The organism is Bacillus cereus group sp. N24 (genome assembly GCF_016483345.1).
GTDB classification, from domain to species: domain Bacteria; phylum Bacillota; class Bacilli; order Bacillales; family Bacillaceae_G; genus Bacillus_A; species Bacillus_A toyonensis.
The window spans coordinates 104,102-122,925 of sequence record NZ_JAEHCA010000016.1; the positions used below are offsets into that span (position 1 = coordinate 104,102).

Sequence of the window (18,824 nt, forward strand, 5' to 3'; positions counted from 1 at the left end):
TAGAATATTCTAACCTTTTTCTTCCTTTTTTTCAAAGTAAAATAAGTAAGCATAAGGAGGGGGAAACAATGGGGTTTTGGAGTATGCATCGAAATATAAAAATTAGAATTATAACTTCGTTTTTAACACGTACTGTATCCACGATGATTTTTCCATTTATGGCGATTTATTTTTCAATAAAATTAGGTAGTGCAATTGCTGGTGCGTTACTACTTATTAATGTAATAGCTTCATTAGTAATTGGTTTATACGGTGGATATGTTGGGGATCGACTTGGTCGTAAAAAAGTAATGATTATCGGTCAAAGTATACAAGTCATTTCAATCGCTTGTATGGGGATTGCAAACTCAGATTATGTAGATTCACCGTGGCTAACATTTATCTTTATGTTAGTGAATAGTTTAGGGTCTGGTCTTATGAATCCTGCGACAGAGGCGATGTTAATTGATGTGAGTACACCGGAAAATCGAAAAGTGATGTACAGCATTAACTACTGGGCGATTAATTTATCCATTGCAATTGGAGCGATATTTGGAGGACTACTATTTGAAAACTATAGATTACAATTGTTTATCGTATTAACGCTTGTTGCCATTATTACTTTATATGTGATGGCTGTATATATGGAAGAGGTGTATGTAGCGAGAAAAACAGTAGAGAAGAAAAATGTCTTAAAAGATATGGCAGATAGTTATAAAGTTGTAATGAAAGATAAAGCGTTTTTAATTTTTTGTGCAGCAAGTATATGTACATTATCTTTAGAGTTTCAGGTTAATAATTATTTAGGAGTACGTTTGCAGCAGGAATTTGAAACGGTGCACTTTTTCTTTAGGAATGGTGTGACGTTTGATTTAACAGGTATTCGAATGATGAGCTGGATTTCAGCAGAGAATACAATTTTAGTTGTGTTATGTTCGGCACTCCTTATTAAAATGCTGAAAAGCTTCAACGATTTGAAAATCTTATATGTAGGTTTATTCATTTATACAATTGGATTTACAATACTCGGAACGAGCAATAGTTTATGGATTTTATTAATTGCAGGGCTTTTCCAAACGGTAGGCGAGATGATGTATGTGCCAGTGCGTCAATCTATTATGGCAGATATGGTGCCGGATGAGGCAAGAGGTTCTTATATGGCGATTAACGGGATGGTCTTTCAAATGGCTAAAATGAACGGGGCATTAGGTGTTATGTTAGGTTCATTTATTGCATCTTGGGGCATGAGTGCTCTGTACTTTATTGTTGGTATGAGCAGTATTTTATTATTTATGAAGGCGATAGGGAAAGAGAAATATCAAGATGAAGGGAAGGTTTCTCAGATCGGATAAAGTGAAACGATATAAAAAGCGAACCAGTTATAATGAGGAGCGCTTTTTATACCATTTTTAAAACGGATCAACTTCAGCTAAATTTGGAGTAGTACTAGGCTGTAGTAAAAGATTTTTTAACGTTCCTACTTCAGAAAGTGCTACTAATATGTAGCCACTAATCAGTACAACAAGCCCAATGACGCGTAACGTTTGTAAGCTCACTTCATTATTATTCGTTTCCGTTGGATTTGGGGGCGTTGAAGGTGGATTATTGTTCATAGTTAGGCTCCCATCTTTTGTATTTATATATGTGTAAAATCATGATTTAACTTATGGATAGGAATTATATAGTCATTTTCACTATATGAGAACTGCCTATGAATAGTGATTGGGAATTTTAGAGTGAGATAAGAGGTGTATTTGTGGGAGTCGGGTTGCCCATAAACACGCGATTAGTGTGAACTAATAATCAGTGGGGGATGAAAAAAATCCCCCACTGATTACATTTTGTTTTTCATACAAATAAAAGAGGTTAACCAAAGTAGCTATCCTAATATACGCAACGATTCTTCAATAAAAGCGGGGATATCTTCCGGTTGTCTACTTGTGACTAGCTGATTTTGGCATACGACTACTTCTTTATCATGAAAGTTTCCGCCAGCATTTTTCAAATCGACCTCAATGGATTTATATCCAGTCACATCGCGTCCTTCAAGTGTTTGTGCAGTGATGAGTAGCTGAGGTCCGTGACAAATAGCGAAAACGGGTTTTTCCGCATCCATAAATGTTTTGCTAAAGCGAACAAAACGTTCATCTGCACGAAGTATATCTGGGGAAAATCCGCCCGGTATGAAGAGGGCATCAAAGTTCTCTGGAGAAACATCATCAATACTTTTATCAATTACGACTTCACTTTTTCCTTGCTTACCATGTACCGTTTTACCTTTTTCCATTTCAATAGTTGTTAATTCATATCCCTTTTGCTTAAAAGCTTCTACTGGCTCTGTGTATTCTGTATCCTCGAAATAATCCGTTATTAAAATAGCAATTTTTTTACTCATTGCAAACAGCTCCTTATATTATCGGTTCCAGAATCTTCTTTGAACAATGCGTCGTAGTGTCTGTTTACTTTTAAATTTCTAATCCCCCCAGTTCGTTTACCTTGTTAATTTAATACATACCCTGTTTATTAGGACGTAAACATGTATTATCGTTTTTGTATGTAAAATCATAAAGTATCGGTTGTGTCGGTGATTCTTGTTTGAGGAAGAAAAATAAAAAAGCCGAGGAGATAATTTATTTTGTCCTTGGCTTTTAAGATAATTCTTTTCGTTAAAATGCGGAAATTCGTTGCTTCGTTTTTGGTACAATAATAAATTTAATCCAAAGTAACCCAATAATCATAATGAGAAGGCTATGTAAAAATTGACCTGTAGCAATGAGTATAACACTCGAAAATACAATGAGTTGAATGCTTAGCAATATAAAGATTAAGCGAAGAAATTGATTCATTCGTTTTTCAGTATCAATCGGATACAATGCTACAATAATATTTCCCGAAAAATATTTCCAAAGGGAACGAAGCTGCATAGAAATCATATATAGGACGATATATGCGATAGCGCCTTTTACGTATGTGTTTGGTATAAAATATAAGGCGAAGGCACCAATCAGCCCTAAGCGAATATATATACCGAAATAATCATTCCCGCGTAAAAATGCTAGTGTATGTAAATAGAAGAAAGTTTCTCGTTTTTTATGTAATAAAGGTTCAATCCAATTTGTAAGCCATTTTCTTTTATTTACTTGCTTATTAAGTTGCGGAACATCAGTAAAGATGCTAGCAAATTGATAGAAACGAACGTTCATTTTTTCTTCTTGTTCAATTATGTAATCCCACGGTATTCGTTTTGTAGGCTGTTTTTTCGTATATAGAAGTAGGAAAGCAAGTAGTAAGAGCAATCCACCTAATATGAGAACATGTGCCGAGTAAAATAGCATGTAAATGATTAGGGCGTTACAAGCAATACGAATAATGAACCATATGTTTTTTTCATGGCTATCACGCCACATCCAATATATGTACATGTTCCAAGCTTTCGTAATCATTAAAACGATAAAGATTGTACATAAGAACGGTACAGTTAATTGTAATGATTGCATAGCAAGCGGAACGAGAATAAGGAACGTAAATAATAATGGGAAAATCTGAATGATGTAATTATATAGAAGAGATTTTTTAAAATAAGATGTTAGTTTCTCTTCTAATGTAAGCAAATAGACAGCATCAGGTTTTTGAATAAAGGTGCGAATGGGACATCTCATTATAATAAATGTAAGAACGGTCGTTATGAGTATGAGAGATATTCCTTTAGAAGGAGATGCTTTTAGAAACTGAGCATAATAATATGCGCCAACGCATGAAATAAAGATAAAGCTATATAATAAACCGTTAATCATACGTGCAAAGTATGTAATGATGTTTTGCATATGTTGTTGGAAGCGACTGCTCCATAGTGATTCGATTGACATGTTTTTCACCTCTTTGTTCTATTATATATGTTTTACAAAAGAAAAAACGAGCAAATTGCGTTATGCAACTTGCCCGTTTTTCTTTTCGTTATTTTTTTTCTGATCACGATTCATTAATGGATAGAAAGCAAATCCAATTACGAATAAACCAATTCCGAGAAGGAACGTTTTTATATCGGATGCACCGGTTTTAATAACCCATAGTGCGTAGCAAAGTGCGATCACTGCGACTATACCATCTGTAATTCTTGCCCGCATTTCATTTTTATATGTTTCACCAGTTGCGACTAATTTTAACTGGAAGATCGGTGAAACGAGATATGGAATGAGGTAGGCCAGTGTTGATACGGTAATAACGAATGTATAAGCTTCCGCAATAGTTCCTGATAATGTTGAGAATAAGAATACTTGCGACATAATGTTTGTTAATCGTAATGAGTAAATTGGACTTCCTTTTTTATTTGTTTTTGTGAAGAAGGAAGGGAAGAAACCTTCTTTTGCTGCTTGATACGGTACTTCTGAGCTTAATAAAATCCAGCCTAAGATAGAACCGAATAGGGAAGTAAGAGCAAGTAATGCCATCAGTTTCCCGCCGCCATGACCCATTGCAGCATTTAGTGCATCTGCTAACGGACGTTCAGAAGCTTGTAATGTATCAACGTGAAGGACACCCATCGTTAAAATTGTAATTCCTAAGTAAATTGCAACTGTAATAAGTAATCCCGCAACTGTTGCCCGTTTTACCGTTTTTGGAGAAACAGCCCGGTTTGATAAAAGAACGGCTGATTCAATTCCGATAAACGCCCAAAGCGTTGTAAGAGCGGCTAAATTTACTTGTGAAAGAAGACCGTGTGATACACCTGATTTATCGATCATCGGTGTGTACCATTGTCCAAACTTAGAAGCTTCGAATGCAAATAACGTAACGACGATAAATAAAAGGAATCCAGTCACTTTCGTTGTTGTTGCTAAGAAGTTTAGCTTTCCAGCTCCGCTTACACCATTAGTTAATATAATATGAGTTCCCCAAAGTAAGATGGAACAAATCGTAAATGTAATTAGTTTTCCGACTTCTATGTTAAACGAACCGATTGAAAATAGTAGTCGCGTATCTTTCATAATTGGGAAGAAAAGTGATAAATATCCCGCGAAAGATGTAATGATGGCAACGTTACTTGCCCAGTTTGCAACCCAATATCCCCATACCATACTGAAACCAGCCATTTTTTTCTTTTTTGGTGTTGAGAATAAAGCATATGCATGACTTTGTGGTCCTGTCGTTAAATCAGGACGACGAATTGCTAAATTACCAAAAACAAGAGCTAGCATTAAAACACCAAACCCTGTTGTTAACCAAGCTAAAGTGACACCGAGTGGGCTTGCTGTTTGTGCCAACGTACTTGGCACCATGAAAATCCCAGCGCCAACCATATTACCGACAACGAAAGCTGTTAGTACCCAAAAGCCCCATTTTTTTTGTTGCATAGAAAATACCTCCAAAGTTAGTATAACCAAGTCAAGCGAGGAGATATGTATGTCTTCCGATTAGAGAAGAGAAGTCCCAAACAAAACAAAAAAAGCACGTAATCTGCCGCTACATGCTTTCTATCTTATAAGAAACCCACGACATACCTCTCGATAGCTCTCCACAAACGAAACGTTTGTGACAGTTCTGCACTTATTAAATGCAGACCCAGCAAGTGTGCATGGTGGACACGACTTACTTCGGCAATCATTCCTTTCTCATTTCTTCATCAATGCCACTACATCTCCTGAAATGATACTCTTAATGACTGCAACCTCTACCTCACCGAGATACGAATGAGGATTTAAATATTAAATTAACGTATTTAAGAGTAACAAATGTATTTTTATACGTCAATGGATATAGTAATAATCAGATTATAGAGAAGAGTTTGTGATTAAAAGAGAGAGGGATTATTATGTAATATTGAATTTTCATAATATAATAAATGTTATTGACGCTAGAAGATTGAGAAGGGGATGAAGTATATGTCTGTATGTCATAAACATTCAGTAATAGGTGTGCTAGATTCGGGAGTTGGGGGATTAACAGTTGCGAGTGAAATTATAAGACAATTGCCTAAAGAGAGCATTTATTATATTGGTGATAATGAGCGTTGTCCGTATGGGCCAAGAAGTGTAGAAGAGGTACAATCTTTCGTATTTGAAATGGTTGAGTTCCTCAAACAGTTTCCGTTAAAAGCGCTAGTGGTAGCATGTAATACTGCTGCAGCTGCTGCATTGACTGCGCTGCAAGAAGCACTGTCTATTCCGGTTATTGGCGTTATACATCCGGGAGCAAGAGCGGCAATTAAAGTGACAAAGAAAGGGGAAATCGGAGTAATTGGAACTGTAGGTACGATACAGTCTAATATGTACGAAAAAGCATTACACGAGCTTGATACATATTTGGAAGTGCATAGTCACGCGTGCCCGACTTTAGCTACAGTTGTAGAAAATCAATTAGAAGATACAGCATATGTAACGCAGCAAGTGAAACAAGCTTTACTGCCATTAACGAAAGAAGATATAGATACGTTAATTCTTGGGTGTACGCATTATCCACTTTTAGAGTCCTATATAAAAAAGGAACTAGGAGAAGATGTAACGATTATTAGTTCTGCAGAAGAAACAGCGATAGAATTAAGCACAATTTTACAGCACAAAGGAATCCTGTCTGACAATTTGAATCCGAAGCATCGATTTTTTACAACAGGCTCTGTTTTATCATTTGAACATATTGCTGAGCGTTGGCTAGGATATGAAATTTCTGTAGAATGTGTACATTTACCTATAAAAAATGCGCGTGTGTATAATTAGGAATTATGAAATTACGTTCGGTTTAATAAATTAGGTTAGTTGCATAAGAAGGAAAGAACAAGCTTTTAATTGAAAGGATTAAGGTCATTTCAATTAAAGGAGAGGTTTGATTATGGAATTATCAAGGTCTCAATTATTTGCTTTAGAGTATATTTCAAAATATGCAGAGAACGAAAAACGTGGGGCTAAAGCAACAATTAATCATATACTTAATATGTCTAATATTACAGATGAAATGTTTGAAGAAGCTGTCGTTAATTTAAAATCAAACGCGAGGATTGCTTTACACTTTCATCCAGACAGACTAGATTCGAATATGAAAAGTATTGCTGAAGCACTGTTTGAGCAAGGAATATATAAAAGTCAATTTGAAACATTGCTATCTAATGGAAGTGTGTCTGCTTATCCGGGTGGTGAACGTGACCTTTGGGAACAGAGAATATTTGGAGGCGCATATCAATTGGAAGGCGTAACGAATAATCAACGGCCAAAGTATGGAGCGCTAAATTTAATGTTACATCCAGATGGGCCTGCTCCGCGTTTTGGGTCCTGTTATTTTCTCTTATCTCCAAAAGTTTCTTATCGCTCTACATATACGTATTTAGATTCGCATCAAGATCCAAAAGAAAAGGGGACTTATGAAGAGTTTGATATGATTTTAGCTGCTCTTTTGGAAGAGGCATTCGTAAGAGAGTGTGCAATTGGTAAGGAGAATTTGACTCCAACAAGATTAGTTAATCATTTACTGGCTAATCTGGAAAGGCCGTTGATAGATTTAATAAACAAAGAGTCAGCCCGTAATCTTAACCATTATATTGAAGCACAAGTTCATGGAGATATTTCTCTTAAAGAAGACGTGGAGGCGCTTGTTGTAGATCCTTCATTTAAGGGTACGGATGTAGGAAGAACTTTAGAAGAAATTTGCCTGAAGTATGCTATTGATTTGTATTGGCACATGGGTTTTGTACTTGCGATAGACGAAGTTCCAATGGATTTTAGAGGTTCAAAAATGCCATCTTTAGCAAGGCGCATTGCACAGAATCATTGTATCGATGCAAATATAATTGGTTCTGCTGTAGTGGATTTGAAACGCAATCCATTATCTTGGAGTGATCGTGGAACTTATGAAGAAGTGCTTCAGGAATTAAAATTATTATGGCATGTTTTAGTTCGATTTGGAAAACCAAATCGAAAGCAAAACTAAATGCCCGTTTTTTGGAAGTATCCATATAAAAAGAAGCTGATCTAAAACTAGATCAGCTTCTATATAAGATTAAACTAAGTTCAATACAGTTACTTTTTCACGTGTCATAGACTCAAGGCTCTTACGAATACCTTGTGCGCCCATACCTGAACCTTTTACACCGATGAATGGGAAGTGGTCAGGGCCGCGCTCTGTGCGTCCGTTAATTTGAACAGAACCAGTTTCGATTTTGTTAGCAATTGCAAATGCTTTGTTAATGTCTTTTGTGAAGACACTTGCTTGTAAGCCGAACTCTGATTTGTTAGCAATTTCAATTGCTTGCTCATCTGAAGAAACACGGATGATTGGAAGGATTGGGCCGAATGGCTCTTCCCAAGCAATTTTCATTTCTTCTGTTACGTGGTCGATTAATGTTGGGTAAATTAAGTTACGCTCACGTTTGTTACCGATAACGATTGTTGCACCTTTTTCAACAGCGTCGTCAACTAAACCTTGAACGAAGTCAGCAGACTTGTCGTCGATTAATGGAACGATTGTGCTGTCTTGTTCTGGAGATCCAACTGATAGCTCAGCTACTTGCGCTTTTAATAAGCCAACAAGCTCGTCCGCTACGTTTTCGTGTACAAGTACACGTTTAATAGCTGTACAACGTTGACCAGAGTAAGAGAATGCACCGCTTACGATATGGTTTGCAGCATCTTGTAAGTCAGCATCTTCACGAACGATACCAGGGTCTTTACCACCAAGTTCTAATACAAGTGGAATCATTGCAGCTTTTTTCGCTAAATGTTTACCTGTGTTTGTACCACCTGTGAACGATACCATATTGATGCCTTCGTGTTCTACTAAGTAGTCACCAATTACAGAACCGCGTCCTGTCGCTACGTTTACAAGACCTTTTGGAAGACCAGCTTTATGAAGTGCTTCAACCATTTTAATACCACTAATTGCACCTTGAGTTGCTGGTTTGAAAATAACAGCGTTACCCATAATTAATGCTGGTGCAAGTTTTGCAGCAGATAAGTTTACTGGATAGTTAAATGGTGCGATTGCTAATACAACACCAAGTGGTGCGCGTTGGATAATCGCAAGTTTAGATTTCGTTCCGCCAGGGAAGCTATCGCCCATCATGCTTTCTCCGTGCATATGTAAAGCTTCTTCGATAGTATAACGAATGAAGTCAGCTGTACGTACAACTTCTTTTTTCGCATCTTTATAACCTTTACCGACTTCTTTCATAATGATATCGGCAATTTCATCTTGCATATTTACGAGCTCATCAGCCCATTTATATAAATATTTTGCGCGATCTTGTAGAGAAGCTTCAGCCCATGATTTTTGAGCTTCTTTTGCAGATGCAATTGCTTCATCTACTTCTCCGCGAGTAATTGCTTGTACTTGACCAATTACTTCGTGTAAGTATGGAGATGGAATGTCGATTGTTTGTCCTGAAGAGCTTTCTCTCCATTCTCCGTTTAAATAAAATTTGTACGTATTGCTAGTTGTCATGATTAGTCCTCCTAAAATAGCAACTTGTAAGAGTGAGTATAAGGTGATTGTAGGGGGTTTGATAATATTTTTCAAATGAAATGTTTGTGAAAACGATTTCTTATTCTTTTTTTATTTTGTATGCCCTTTCTTACAGAAGATTCCCTTATTTCAAACTGCTTTATCTCGTCATAAATCCTCTTCATTTTATCGTGATTGGTATCTATTTTCTTCAATTTGCAAAAAAATAATTGACAGAATACTCAAAGAAGTTATAAGATTATAAATGGAAAATAAATGAAAGGGGTGTGCGTAATGATTGTAATCGTAAATGTAATGGGCTTAGCTCTGTTAAATAACGGAAAACATTCATATCATTACGCAACCCGTACGGATATATAGGGCATTTTTGTCTTATAAAAAGCGTACGTTGCGTATATCGTAACGTACGCTTTTATGCATTTTTGTGCATATCGTCAAGCGACGGTATGCTTTTTTTTGTCCAATTTGCTTGTTTCCATACTTTGTATGGTTACTATAAAACTGAAATTTGGAAGGTGGAAAAATGTGATGAGATTGTATGGGTTACGAAATGTAAATGTGATTGGTTTGGATAGCGGATAAAGAAATGAGAGTGAAACGAAAACGAGAAGGGAGAGGTTACATTGTTTTCAGTATTACTAAAGTTAAGATGGTTTTTTAAAGAGCATTGGAAGAGATATAGTATCGCAATTGGTGCGCTTTTAATTGTAAATATAGTTGAAGTTATTCCCCCAAAAGTACTAGGGGTTACGATTGATAACATAAAAACAGGAACGTTAACGAATGCAGCAATTATGGAGTCTATTCTTATTTTAATAGGAGTTACGATAGTTGGATATGGCCTTACTTTTGTTTGGCAGCATCAATTGTTTGGAGGTGCGTTCGTACTTGAGAAGACGATGCGCTCGAAATTTATGGGGCATTTACTCAAGATGACACCGACGTTTTATCAAAAAAATCGTACTGGCGATTTAATGGCGAGAGCAACAAACGATTTAAAAGCAATCGCTATGACAGCTGGTTTTGGTATATTAACGCTTGTAGATTCTAGTTTATATATGCTTACAATCGTTTTTATGATGGGATTTACAATAAGTTGGGAGCTTACATTAGCGGCCCTTATACCGCTGCCAATTATGGCATATGCGATGAATATATATGGAAAGAAATTGCATGAAAGGTTTACAGTTGCGCAAGATGCGTTCGGTGATATGAATGATAAAGTACTTGAATCAATTGCTGGCGTGCGCGTGATTCGTGCATACGTACAAGAGAACGCAGATCAGGAAAGATTTCATCATTTAGGAGATGACGTCTACGAAAAGAATATGAAGGTAGCAAGAATCGATGCGTTATTCCAACCAACTGTGAAAATGCTTGTCGGTCTTAGTTATTTAATTGGTTTAGTGTACGGTGCATACCTTGTATTTCAATCAAAGGTGACACTTGGCGAACTCGTTTCCTTTAACGTGTATTTAGGGATGATGATTTGGCCGATGTTTGCAATTGGCGAATTAATTAATGTTATGCAAAGAGGAAATGCTTCGTTAGATCGTGTGAATGAAACGTTAGCATATGAACCAGATGTAAAGAATCCGAAAAATCCAAAGCTTGTACACGAGCCTGATTATATTCAGTTTGATGAAGTTTCTTTTTCCTATCCTTCATCATCTGAAGAAAATTTAAAAAAGGTTTCTTTTACATTAAAACAAGGAGAAACGCTAGGGGTTGTCGGAAAAACAGGAAGCGGAAAAACGACGCTTGTACGTCAGCTTCTTCGTCAATATCCGCTTGGAGAAGGGGATATTGCAGTTTCTGATGTGACATTAGATAAAATGACGAGTGATAATGTACTCGGGTGGATTGGATATGTACCTCAGGAGCACATTTTATTCTCAAAAACAGCGAGGGAAAATATTTTATTCGGAAACAGGGAAGCGACTGAAGAAGAGCTCGAGAAAGCCATTGAAATTGCTGCGTTTACAAAAGACTTAGAGTTTTTACCAGAAGGATTAGAAACGCTCGTTGGAGAGAAAGGTGTTTCGTTATCAGGAGGGCAAAAGCAAAGGATTTCGATTGCGAGAGCGGTTATTCAAAATCCAGAAATATTAATTTTGGACGATTCGTTATCAGCTGTCGATGCTCGTACGGAAGCGGCGATCATTGAAAATATAAGAACGGAAAGAAGCGGAAAGACGACGATTATTACGACGCACCGTTTATCTGCCGTACAACATGCAGATTGGATTCTCGTTATGGATGACGGCGAAGTTATGGAAGAAGGCACGCATGACCAGTTACTTCGAAACGGAGGCTGGTATGCTGAGCAGTTTGAAAGACAACAAGGTGAAAATGAGAGTGCGGATAGTGGGGTGAAAATATGAGTGTTTCAAAACGATTGTTTCAATATGCGATGAAAGTAAAAGGGACGATTTTTGCAGCGATGGCGATGTTATTTATTTTCGTTATCGCTGAGCTTGCCGGTCCGTTCGTCGCTAAAACGATGATTGACGATCATATCGTCGCGATAGAAAAATCTTGGTATGAGACAGAAAAGAGTGAAGATGCTGTTGCATATAATGGCGCCTATTATAAGCGAAGTGATCGCTTTGAACAAGGTGAGAAAAAAGGAAAAGAAGTACGCGTGATGCAAGTCGGTTTTCAATATTACTTTGTACCAAATAAAGTAAATATTGAAGGATCACGTTCTGTGAAAGGGGATATGATTACCATTCAAAATGGTAAGGCGGTGCAAGTGTATAAAGCGAAAGCATTAACGAAGGAAGAAGTGTTTGCGTTTTATAAGCCAGAAATAAATCCCCTACTGTTACTTGGTGGAGGCTATTTTGCTCTATTAGTAATTGTGTCATTATTTGCATATGGAAAGCAGTTTTTCTTACAGAAGGCAGCAAACAAAATTATTCAAATTATGAGGGAAGACGTCTTCTCTCATATTCAAACGTTACCGATCAGGTACTTTGATCATTTACCAGCAGGGAAAATCGTTTCGCGTGTAACGAATGATACAGAGGCGATTCGGGATTTATACGTAACAGTGCTTGCGACATTCGTCTCTAGTTTCATTTATATTATCGGGATATTTGCAGCGCTATTTTTACTCGATGTGAAACTTGCGTCGTTCTGTTTATTAATTATCCCGATTTTAATTGTTTGGGCGATTTTATATAGAAAGTATGCATCTGTATACAATCATAAAATGCGTTCACGTTTATCCGATATTAACGGTACAGTGAATGAATCGATTCAAGGGATGCCAATTATTCAAACGTTCCGTCAAGAGCGTGAAACGAAAAAAGAGTTTGAAGAATTAAATGGCGATTATTTTAAGTATCAAAATAAAATTTTAAATTTAAATGCAGCAACTTCGCATAACTTAGTGTCTGTATTACGAAATATCGCTTTCACAGGTGTGATTTGGTATTTCGGGGGAGCTTCATTAGGTGCTTCAGGCATCATTTCTCTAGGGATACTGTATGCGTTTGTCGATTATTTAACGAGATTGTTCTCACCAATTACAAATATGGTAAATCAGCTTGCTAACTTAGAACAATCGCGCGTTGCGTCAGAGCGTGTCTTCGAATTGCTAGAGGAAAAGGGAGAGGCAGTGGAAGAAGAGCGCATGCCTCGCTTGCAAGGAAATGTGAAGTTTGATAATGTTTCGTTTTCTTATAATGGAAAAGATGAAGTGCTAAAAAATATTTCTTTTGAAGCGAAACAAGGCGAGACAGTAGCACTTGTCGGTCATACTGGATCAGGAAAAAGTTCCATTATGAATGTACTCTTTCAATTTTATGAGTTTGAAAAAGGGAAGCTTACGATTGACGGTCACGATGTAAAAGAAATGCCGAAACAAGCAACTCGTGAGCATATGGGAATCGTATTACAAGATCCGTTTTTATTTAGCGGGACGGTCGCTTCCAATGTAAGCTTAGAGAACGAAAAAATTTCAAAAGATCGCATCGTAAAAGCATTACGTGATGTGGGTGCGGAAAGGTTTGCGAACAATATAAACGAAGAAATTACGGAGAAAGGAAGTACACTTTCAACCGGAGAACGCCAGCTTATATCGTTTGCTAGGGCACTCGCTTTTGATCCAGCCATTTTAATTTTAGATGAAGCAACATCTAGTATTGATACAGAGACAGAGGCAATGATTCAACAAGCGCTAGAAGTTGTGAAAAAAGGGAGAACGACGTTTATTATTGCTCACCGTCTTTCAACAATTAAAAGTGCGGATCAAATTATTGTACTCGATAGAGGAACAATCTTAGAAAAAGGCTCTCATGATGAATTAATGAAAAAGCGTGGGCGTTATTACGATATGTACAAAACGCAAATGGAAGGAAACCAGAGCGCTTAATGCGGGGAAGAACTTGCGATTGTCGCAAGTTCTTTTTTGTTGGCAAAATGTCGGCGATAAAGGTACATAATAAGAAGTATTATTTTACCTTTCCTACAATTAATGCTATATTAAAAAATGTTACTTATTTTTTGTATGTAGCGTTATTTTTCCATTTTGTTTGATTATGAAGAAAAAGGATAAACTAAATAAGAACATTTTCATTGAAAAATTGTTCAAGATTGCATACAATCAATATAGTTTTTAAATTCCTATCAGAATACTTGGAGGATTACCATCATGAAAAAATTATTTTCAGTGCTTGCAGTAACTACATTAGCGATCGGGATTGTAGCCGGCTGCGGTAAAGAAGAGAAAAAAGATACAGCTAGTCAAGACGCATTACAAAAGATTAAACAAAGCGGTGAACTTGTAATTGGTACAGAAGGTACATACCCACCATTTACGTTCCACGATTCAAGCAATAAATTAACTGGATTTGACGTTGAATTAGCAGAAGAAGTTGCAAAACGTTTAGGTGTAAAACCTGTATTTAAAGAAACACAATGGGATAGCTTACTTGCTGGTTTAGATGCGAAGCGTTTCGATATGGTTGCGAACGAAGTTGGTATTCGTGAAGATCGTCAAAAGAAATATGATTTCTCTAAACCATACGTTTCATCTTCAGCAGTATTAGTTATTGCAAAAGATAAAGATAAACCTGCTACATTTGCTGATGTAAAAGGGTTAAAAGCAGCGCAATCTTTAACAAGTAACTATGCAGATATTGCTAAGAAAAATGGTGCGGAAATTACTAACGTAGAAGGCTTTAGCCAAGCGGCAGAATTATTAAACACTGGCCGTGTTGATTTCACAATTAATGATAAGTTATCAGTATTAAACTACTTAGAAACGAAAAAAGATGCAAAAATTAAAATTGTAGATACAGAAAAAGAAGCTTCACAAAGTGGATTCTTATTCCGTAAAGGTAGCGATAAGCTTGTACAAGAAGTTGATAAAGCGTTAGAAGATATGAAAAAAGATGGTACGTACGACAAAATAGCGAAAAAATGGTTCGGTGAAAATGTATCTAAGTAGTGCATTGGTTTCAGATCGATTGTCTACTTGGATAGATATTATGCAGTCTTCCTTCATGCCTATGCTGAAGGAAGCTGTCTTTACGACAATTCCATTAACGCTTATTACATTCATTATCGGAATTATACTGGCGACGTTAACAGCGCTCGCGCGTATTTCAGGTAGTCGTATTTTACAATGGATTGCTCGTATCTATGTATCTATCATTCGCGGAACGCCACTTCTTGTACAGTTATTTATTATTTTCTATGGTCTTCCAACTCTTAATATTGAAGTTGAGCCGTATACAGCAGCAGTTATTGGATTTTCATTAAATGTTGGTGCGTATGCATCTGAAATTATTCGTGCTTCTATCCTTTCAATTCCGAAAGGACAGTGGGAAGCAGCTTATACAATTGGGATGACATATCCACAAGCATTAAAACGTGTTATTTTACCGCAAGCAACGCGCGTATCAATTCCGCCGCTTTCGAATACATTTATTAGCTTAGTGAAGGATACTTCATTAGCATCGTTAATTTTAGTAACAGAAATGTTCCGAAAAGCGCAGGAAATTGCGGCAATGAACTATGAGTTTTTAATTGTTTATTTTGAAGCAGGTCTTATTTATTGGGTTATTTGTTTCTTATTATCAATCGTACAACAGATGTTAGAAAAGCGTTCAGAACGCTACACATTAAAATAATCCTTTTACAAAAGGAGTTTTTGTTTTTATGATTTCAATTCAGCACTTACAAAAAAGTTTCGGAGATAATACCGTACTAAAGCATATAGATCTATCAGTTGAGAAGGGTGAAGTTGTTGTTATTATCGGACCTTCTGGATCTGGTAAAACGACGTTTCTACGTTGCCTAAACGTTCTAGAAACACCGAACGCTGGTAGCATTCGTATCGGCAATAAAGAGCTTGATTTCGCTCAAAAAGTATCCAAGAAAGATATTGTAAATCTTCGTACACAAACAGGAATGGTGTTCCAACATCATAACTTATTCCCGCATTTAACAGCCATTCAAAATGTAATGGAAGGGCTCGTTACAGTGAAAAAGATGGGGAAAGAAGAAGCGAAGAAAAAAGCAAACTACTTCCTTGAAAAAGTTGGTTTAGCAGATAAAGTGGATTTATATCCGTTCCAATTATCAGGGGGACAACAACAGCGCGTTGGAATTGCTCGCGCGCTTGCGATGGAGCCGGAAGTGTTACTATTTGATGAACCGACGTCAGCACTTGATCCTGAACTCGTTCAAGAAGTTCTAAAGGTAATGAAAGAACTTGCTAAAGAAGGCATGACGATGGTTATTGTAACGCATGAGATGCGTTTTGCTCATCAAATTGCGAATCGCGTTATTTTTATGGATGGCGGTGTCGTTGTCGAACAAGGTATACCAGAAGATGTATTTACAAATCCAAAAGAAGAACGAACGAAGAAGTTTTTACAAATGCTTCAATAATTAAGAAAGGTCTCAAGGCATATGCCTTGAGACCTTTTTGCCATATATATTTATTTTTGGAATCCGCCAAGGCTTTGCTCAGCCATTGCAACTAGACGTTTTGTGATTTCTCCACCAACAGAACCGTTAGCACGAGCCGTAGAATCTGCTCCTAATTGTACACCAAATTCTTGAGCGATTTCGTACTTCATTTGATCGATTGCAGCTGTTGCTCCTGGTACTACTAATTGATTTGAAGAATTTTGGTTTGCCATAGGAATATATCCTCCTTAGAGTTATAAAAATTTTTTTGGTTGGACTAGCTGGATTTGAACCAGATATTATCGCCCCGTTTGGCGCTAATCCATCGGTAATTAAGTTTGTACTCATAGTATGGATGTTACCTAGAAAGATATACAAAATAATAATTTGTAAATTTTGTCAAAAAAATGTAGTGATTTCGTAAATTATGAAATAAGAGTAATCGTTGTATTTTTAAGAAAGAAGGCTAAACTAAGAGCGATATTAAATATGGTGTTCTCTTTGAATCCTGCTATGTTAGAGCTAATAATTAGCTTTTTATTAATCGTTTATGAAAGTGAGATACATTACAATTGCAGTTTAGTAATATAAAAACTAAAAGGCAGTAACTTCTCATTTCTAGTTTAACTAAGGATGGGGCATGGAAAGGAAAGGAACTGACCGTATCTACTCATGGCTAGATGCTTTCTTCAACCTAAAAAGAAAGTCTTTAAATGATGTTAAACGATAATGTATGGAGGAATCATGATGGGGATTTGCCCGCTTTGTAACGCATTAGAATCACAAACATATTCTTGTCAAAATTGCCAAGGTATACTCCAAGATTATGGGAAAACTGTTGATTACATAGACGATTATAGTGCGTATATGGATCAGGAATTATTAAGTGAGGTAGATGGATTAACACATAATCATTCACAAGAATATTGCAATCATATTTTTTATTGCGGAGTATGTAACGTGGAAACGGAGGTTGTAGTAAAACTTGTGTAAATAGAAAACTTCCACCTTATGAATGAGGTGGAAGTTTTTGTTTTCGTATTTGTGAGTGAATCATAGGAGCAGGGATATGTTCGGTGTTTGATGAAGTCCCTAATTTCATTTGGGACATTTTTTCTTTTGCATCGCGCAAAGAATGTTCAGTTAAGTAGATAGCATATTCGTAAAATAATTGGCGCGTCAGTTCACTTTGTTCTTTTAATTTTTCATCTTGGAATACAGTTCGCCCAGGTTTTGAGTTTGCTTCAAATAGCCAAGGATTTTCCTGCATGTCTAAACCAATATCAAAACCGATTTCTCCAATGTTCCCAGTTACTTGCCCATCGAGCGCGTAACTTATTTGCAAGGCTGTTTGTTTTAATTTATTTTCAATTTGAACTTGTTTCGTTGAATCTGGAAAAAGTTCTTGTAGTAATTTTGTATCACCACCGCTATTTACATGTGTAGTTAAGCTACCTTTGCCAGCAATTTTGGCGACGATGGCACTGACGACCCAATTACCGAAATGGTTTTTATTTGTATGAATGCGAAAATCAACAGGTTGCCCGTCGAAGCGAAGTAAAGATATACCTTGCTGTACGATAAACTTCTTTAAATCATGTCCTTTTAATACGTGGTTCAGAAGTGTTTCTAATGATTGATACTTTCTTAGTTTATTCTCTTCATTTTCGCGATAACGACAGTAGTAGCAATTCTCTGTTTGAGAATAAAATAGTTGATGAATATTTCTTCCGAAGCTACCGTGTATCGGTTTCATGTAAATTGATTTATATGTGCCAAGAAACCGTTCTACTTGTTCGAAGTGCTGAAATGTCTCTGTGTTTGGTAATAAAGGCACAATTGAATCGTCCTTCATGAGAAGTTGATGAACGTCCCATTTATTGAAAAATCCTGGGTTAAACCATGGAATGTTATAGTCATGTTCTAATTTCCTTTTTGCTCTAACGATTGGTTTATAATTTTCTGCTTTACGATTTGGTAGTCGATCGTAAATGACATTGGGCAAAGGAATTTTTTTCTTTAGCCATTTTCCTTCTTGAAAGAAATACCCATCAATCGTTTCTTCTTCCCAGTTTATATGTTGAACGCCAAAAACGAATACGAACGGTCGTAATGTAAATGGTGGTGTTAGTAACTCACTGAGAGATGTGGAACGGTTTCCTAAAGGAATAGGTGAGTCATCGTTAAAACCAGTTGTGAAAATACCGACTAATGGTCCGAAAATAATTGTTTCATTTTGTGTAAAGGCATGAATGGTAGTGGAATGAGGGAGTAAAAGTTTTTCTGCAATTCGTTTTCCAATCATAATTTCTCGAGTAAAGGAATAATGAATTTTTACCTCTTCACTTGCAACATGGCGTCTGCCGAAGGAAAGGGATGTAATAGGTGGTGTAATAGAAAAAATGTAAGGTAAAGTAATACTATTTGGATGCTCATCTGAAATGTTTAATGTATATATGTGCTCTTTCAAAATG

General features: G+C 36.6%; 16 protein-coding genes and 1 riboswitch. Of the genes, 9 read left to right on the top strand and 7 right to left on the bottom strand.

The window, feature by feature from the left end; translation table 11 throughout:
• Positions 1–68 precede the first annotated feature (68 nt).
• Positions 69–1,331 carry an MDR family MFS transporter gene (locus tag JDS95_RS21040; protein ID WP_000508191.1) on the top strand — a complete coding sequence of 421 codons (1,263 nt, stop codon included), beginning with the start codon at positions 69–71 and terminating at the stop codon, positions 1,329–1,331.
• Positions 1,332–1,388: 57 nt separating this feature from the next.
• Here the strand turns inward: JDS95_RS21040 and JDS95_RS21045 are convergent, their stop codons facing one another.
• The 4 genes from JDS95_RS21045 to JDS95_RS21060 form a co-directional block, all read right to left on the bottom strand.
• Entirely contained in the window at positions 1,389–1,592 is a 204-nt protein-coding gene (locus JDS95_RS21045) for a hypothetical protein (RefSeq protein WP_001063867.1), read from the bottom strand.
• 266 nt (positions 1,593–1,858) lie between these two features.
• On the bottom strand, positions 1,859–2,374 hold the full coding sequence (locus JDS95_RS21050; protein WP_000037538.1) for a type 1 glutamine amidotransferase domain-containing protein: 516 nt from the start codon (positions 2,372–2,374) through the stop codon (positions 1,859–1,861).
• 271 nt (positions 2,375–2,645) lie between these two features.
• Positions 2,646–3,845: an ABC transporter permease gene (locus JDS95_RS21055; protein WP_199690768.1), complete on the bottom strand. Its 1,200-nt coding sequence runs from the start codon at positions 3,843–3,845 to the stop codon at positions 2,646–2,648.
• Positions 3,846–3,905: 60 nt separating this feature from the next.
• A complete protein-coding gene (locus JDS95_RS21060) occupies positions 3,906–5,330 on the bottom strand; it encodes an amino acid permease (protein WP_001186296.1) in 1,425 nt (474 codons plus the stop codon).
• Between the two features lie 146 nt (positions 5,331–5,476).
• Positions 5,477–5,658: riboswitch (Lysine riboswitch) on the bottom strand.
• 200 nt (positions 5,659–5,858) lie between these two features.
• On the opposite strand from JDS95_RS21060, the gene racE reads away from it, so the two are divergent.
• Both racE and JDS95_RS21075 read left to right on the top strand, forming a co-directional pair.
• On the top strand, positions 5,859–6,689 hold the full coding sequence (racE, locus tag JDS95_RS21070) for a glutamate racemase (RefSeq protein ID WP_199690769.1): 831 nt from the start codon (positions 5,859–5,861) through the stop codon (positions 6,687–6,689).
• A gap of 112 nt (positions 6,690–6,801) precedes the next feature.
• Positions 6,802–7,893 carry a DUF3626 domain-containing protein gene (locus tag JDS95_RS21075; protein WP_085450136.1) on the top strand — a complete coding sequence of 364 codons (1,092 nt, stop codon included), beginning with the start codon at positions 6,802–6,804 and terminating at the stop codon, positions 7,891–7,893.
• Between the two features lie 69 nt (positions 7,894–7,962).
• On the opposite strand, the gene gapN is transcribed toward JDS95_RS21075, so the two are convergent.
• Positions 7,963–9,402, bottom strand: a complete 1,440-nt coding sequence (gene gapN / locus JDS95_RS21080; RefSeq protein WP_085450135.1) for an NADP-dependent glyceraldehyde-3-phosphate dehydrogenase — start codon at positions 9,400–9,402, stop codon at positions 7,963–7,965.
• Positions 9,403–10,046: 644 nt separating this feature from the next.
• On the opposite strand from gapN, the gene JDS95_RS21085 reads away from it, so the two are divergent.
• The 5 genes from JDS95_RS21085 to JDS95_RS21105 all read left to right on the top strand — a co-directional run bounded on the left by JDS95_RS21085 (position 10,047) and on the right by JDS95_RS21105 (position 16,329).
• Complete coding sequence (locus JDS95_RS21085) at positions 10,047–11,807, top strand: ABC transporter ATP-binding protein (RefSeq protein WP_000493208.1); 1,761 nt, start codon at positions 10,047–10,049, stop codon at positions 11,805–11,807.
• On the top strand, positions 11,804–13,804 hold the full coding sequence (locus tag JDS95_RS21090) for an ABC transporter ATP-binding protein (protein ID WP_085450134.1): 2,001 nt from the start codon (positions 11,804–11,806) through the stop codon (positions 13,802–13,804). The genes JDS95_RS21085 and JDS95_RS21090 overlap by 4 nt, the downstream gene beginning before the upstream one ends.
• A gap of 279 nt (positions 13,805–14,083) precedes the next feature.
• A complete protein-coding gene (locus JDS95_RS21095; RefSeq protein ID WP_000732848.1) occupies positions 14,084–14,881 on the top strand; it encodes an amino acid ABC transporter substrate-binding protein in 798 nt (265 codons plus the stop codon).
• Complete coding sequence (locus JDS95_RS21100) at positions 14,868–15,566, top strand: amino acid ABC transporter permease (RefSeq protein WP_000281495.1); 699 nt, start codon at positions 14,868–14,870, stop codon at positions 15,564–15,566. The genes JDS95_RS21095 and JDS95_RS21100 overlap by 14 nt, the downstream gene beginning before the upstream one ends.
• Before the next feature lie 28 nt (positions 15,567–15,594).
• Positions 15,595–16,329, top strand: coding sequence for an amino acid ABC transporter ATP-binding protein (locus JDS95_RS21105; protein WP_085450133.1), 735 nt, complete (start codon positions 15,595–15,597; stop codon positions 16,327–16,329).
• Between the two features lie 50 nt (positions 16,330–16,379).
• On the opposite strand, the gene sasP is transcribed toward JDS95_RS21105, so the two are convergent.
• A complete protein-coding gene (sasP, locus tag JDS95_RS21110) occupies positions 16,380–16,583 on the bottom strand; it encodes a small acid-soluble spore protein, SasP family (protein WP_000013339.1) in 204 nt (67 codons plus the stop codon).
• A 514-nt stretch (positions 16,584–17,097) separates the two neighbouring features.
• On the opposite strand from sasP, the gene JDS95_RS21115 reads away from it, so the two are divergent.
• A complete protein-coding gene (locus JDS95_RS21115; RefSeq protein ID WP_000510465.1) occupies positions 17,098–17,343 on the top strand; it encodes a hypothetical protein in 246 nt (81 codons plus the stop codon).
• A 16-nt stretch (positions 17,344–17,359) separates the two neighbouring features.
• On the opposite strand, the gene JDS95_RS21120 is transcribed toward JDS95_RS21115, so the two are convergent.
• Entirely contained in the window at positions 17,360–18,820 is a 1,461-nt protein-coding gene (locus tag JDS95_RS21120) for a YheC/YheD family endospore coat-associated protein (protein WP_085450132.1), read from the bottom strand.
• Positions 18,821–18,824: the final 4 nt, after the last annotated feature.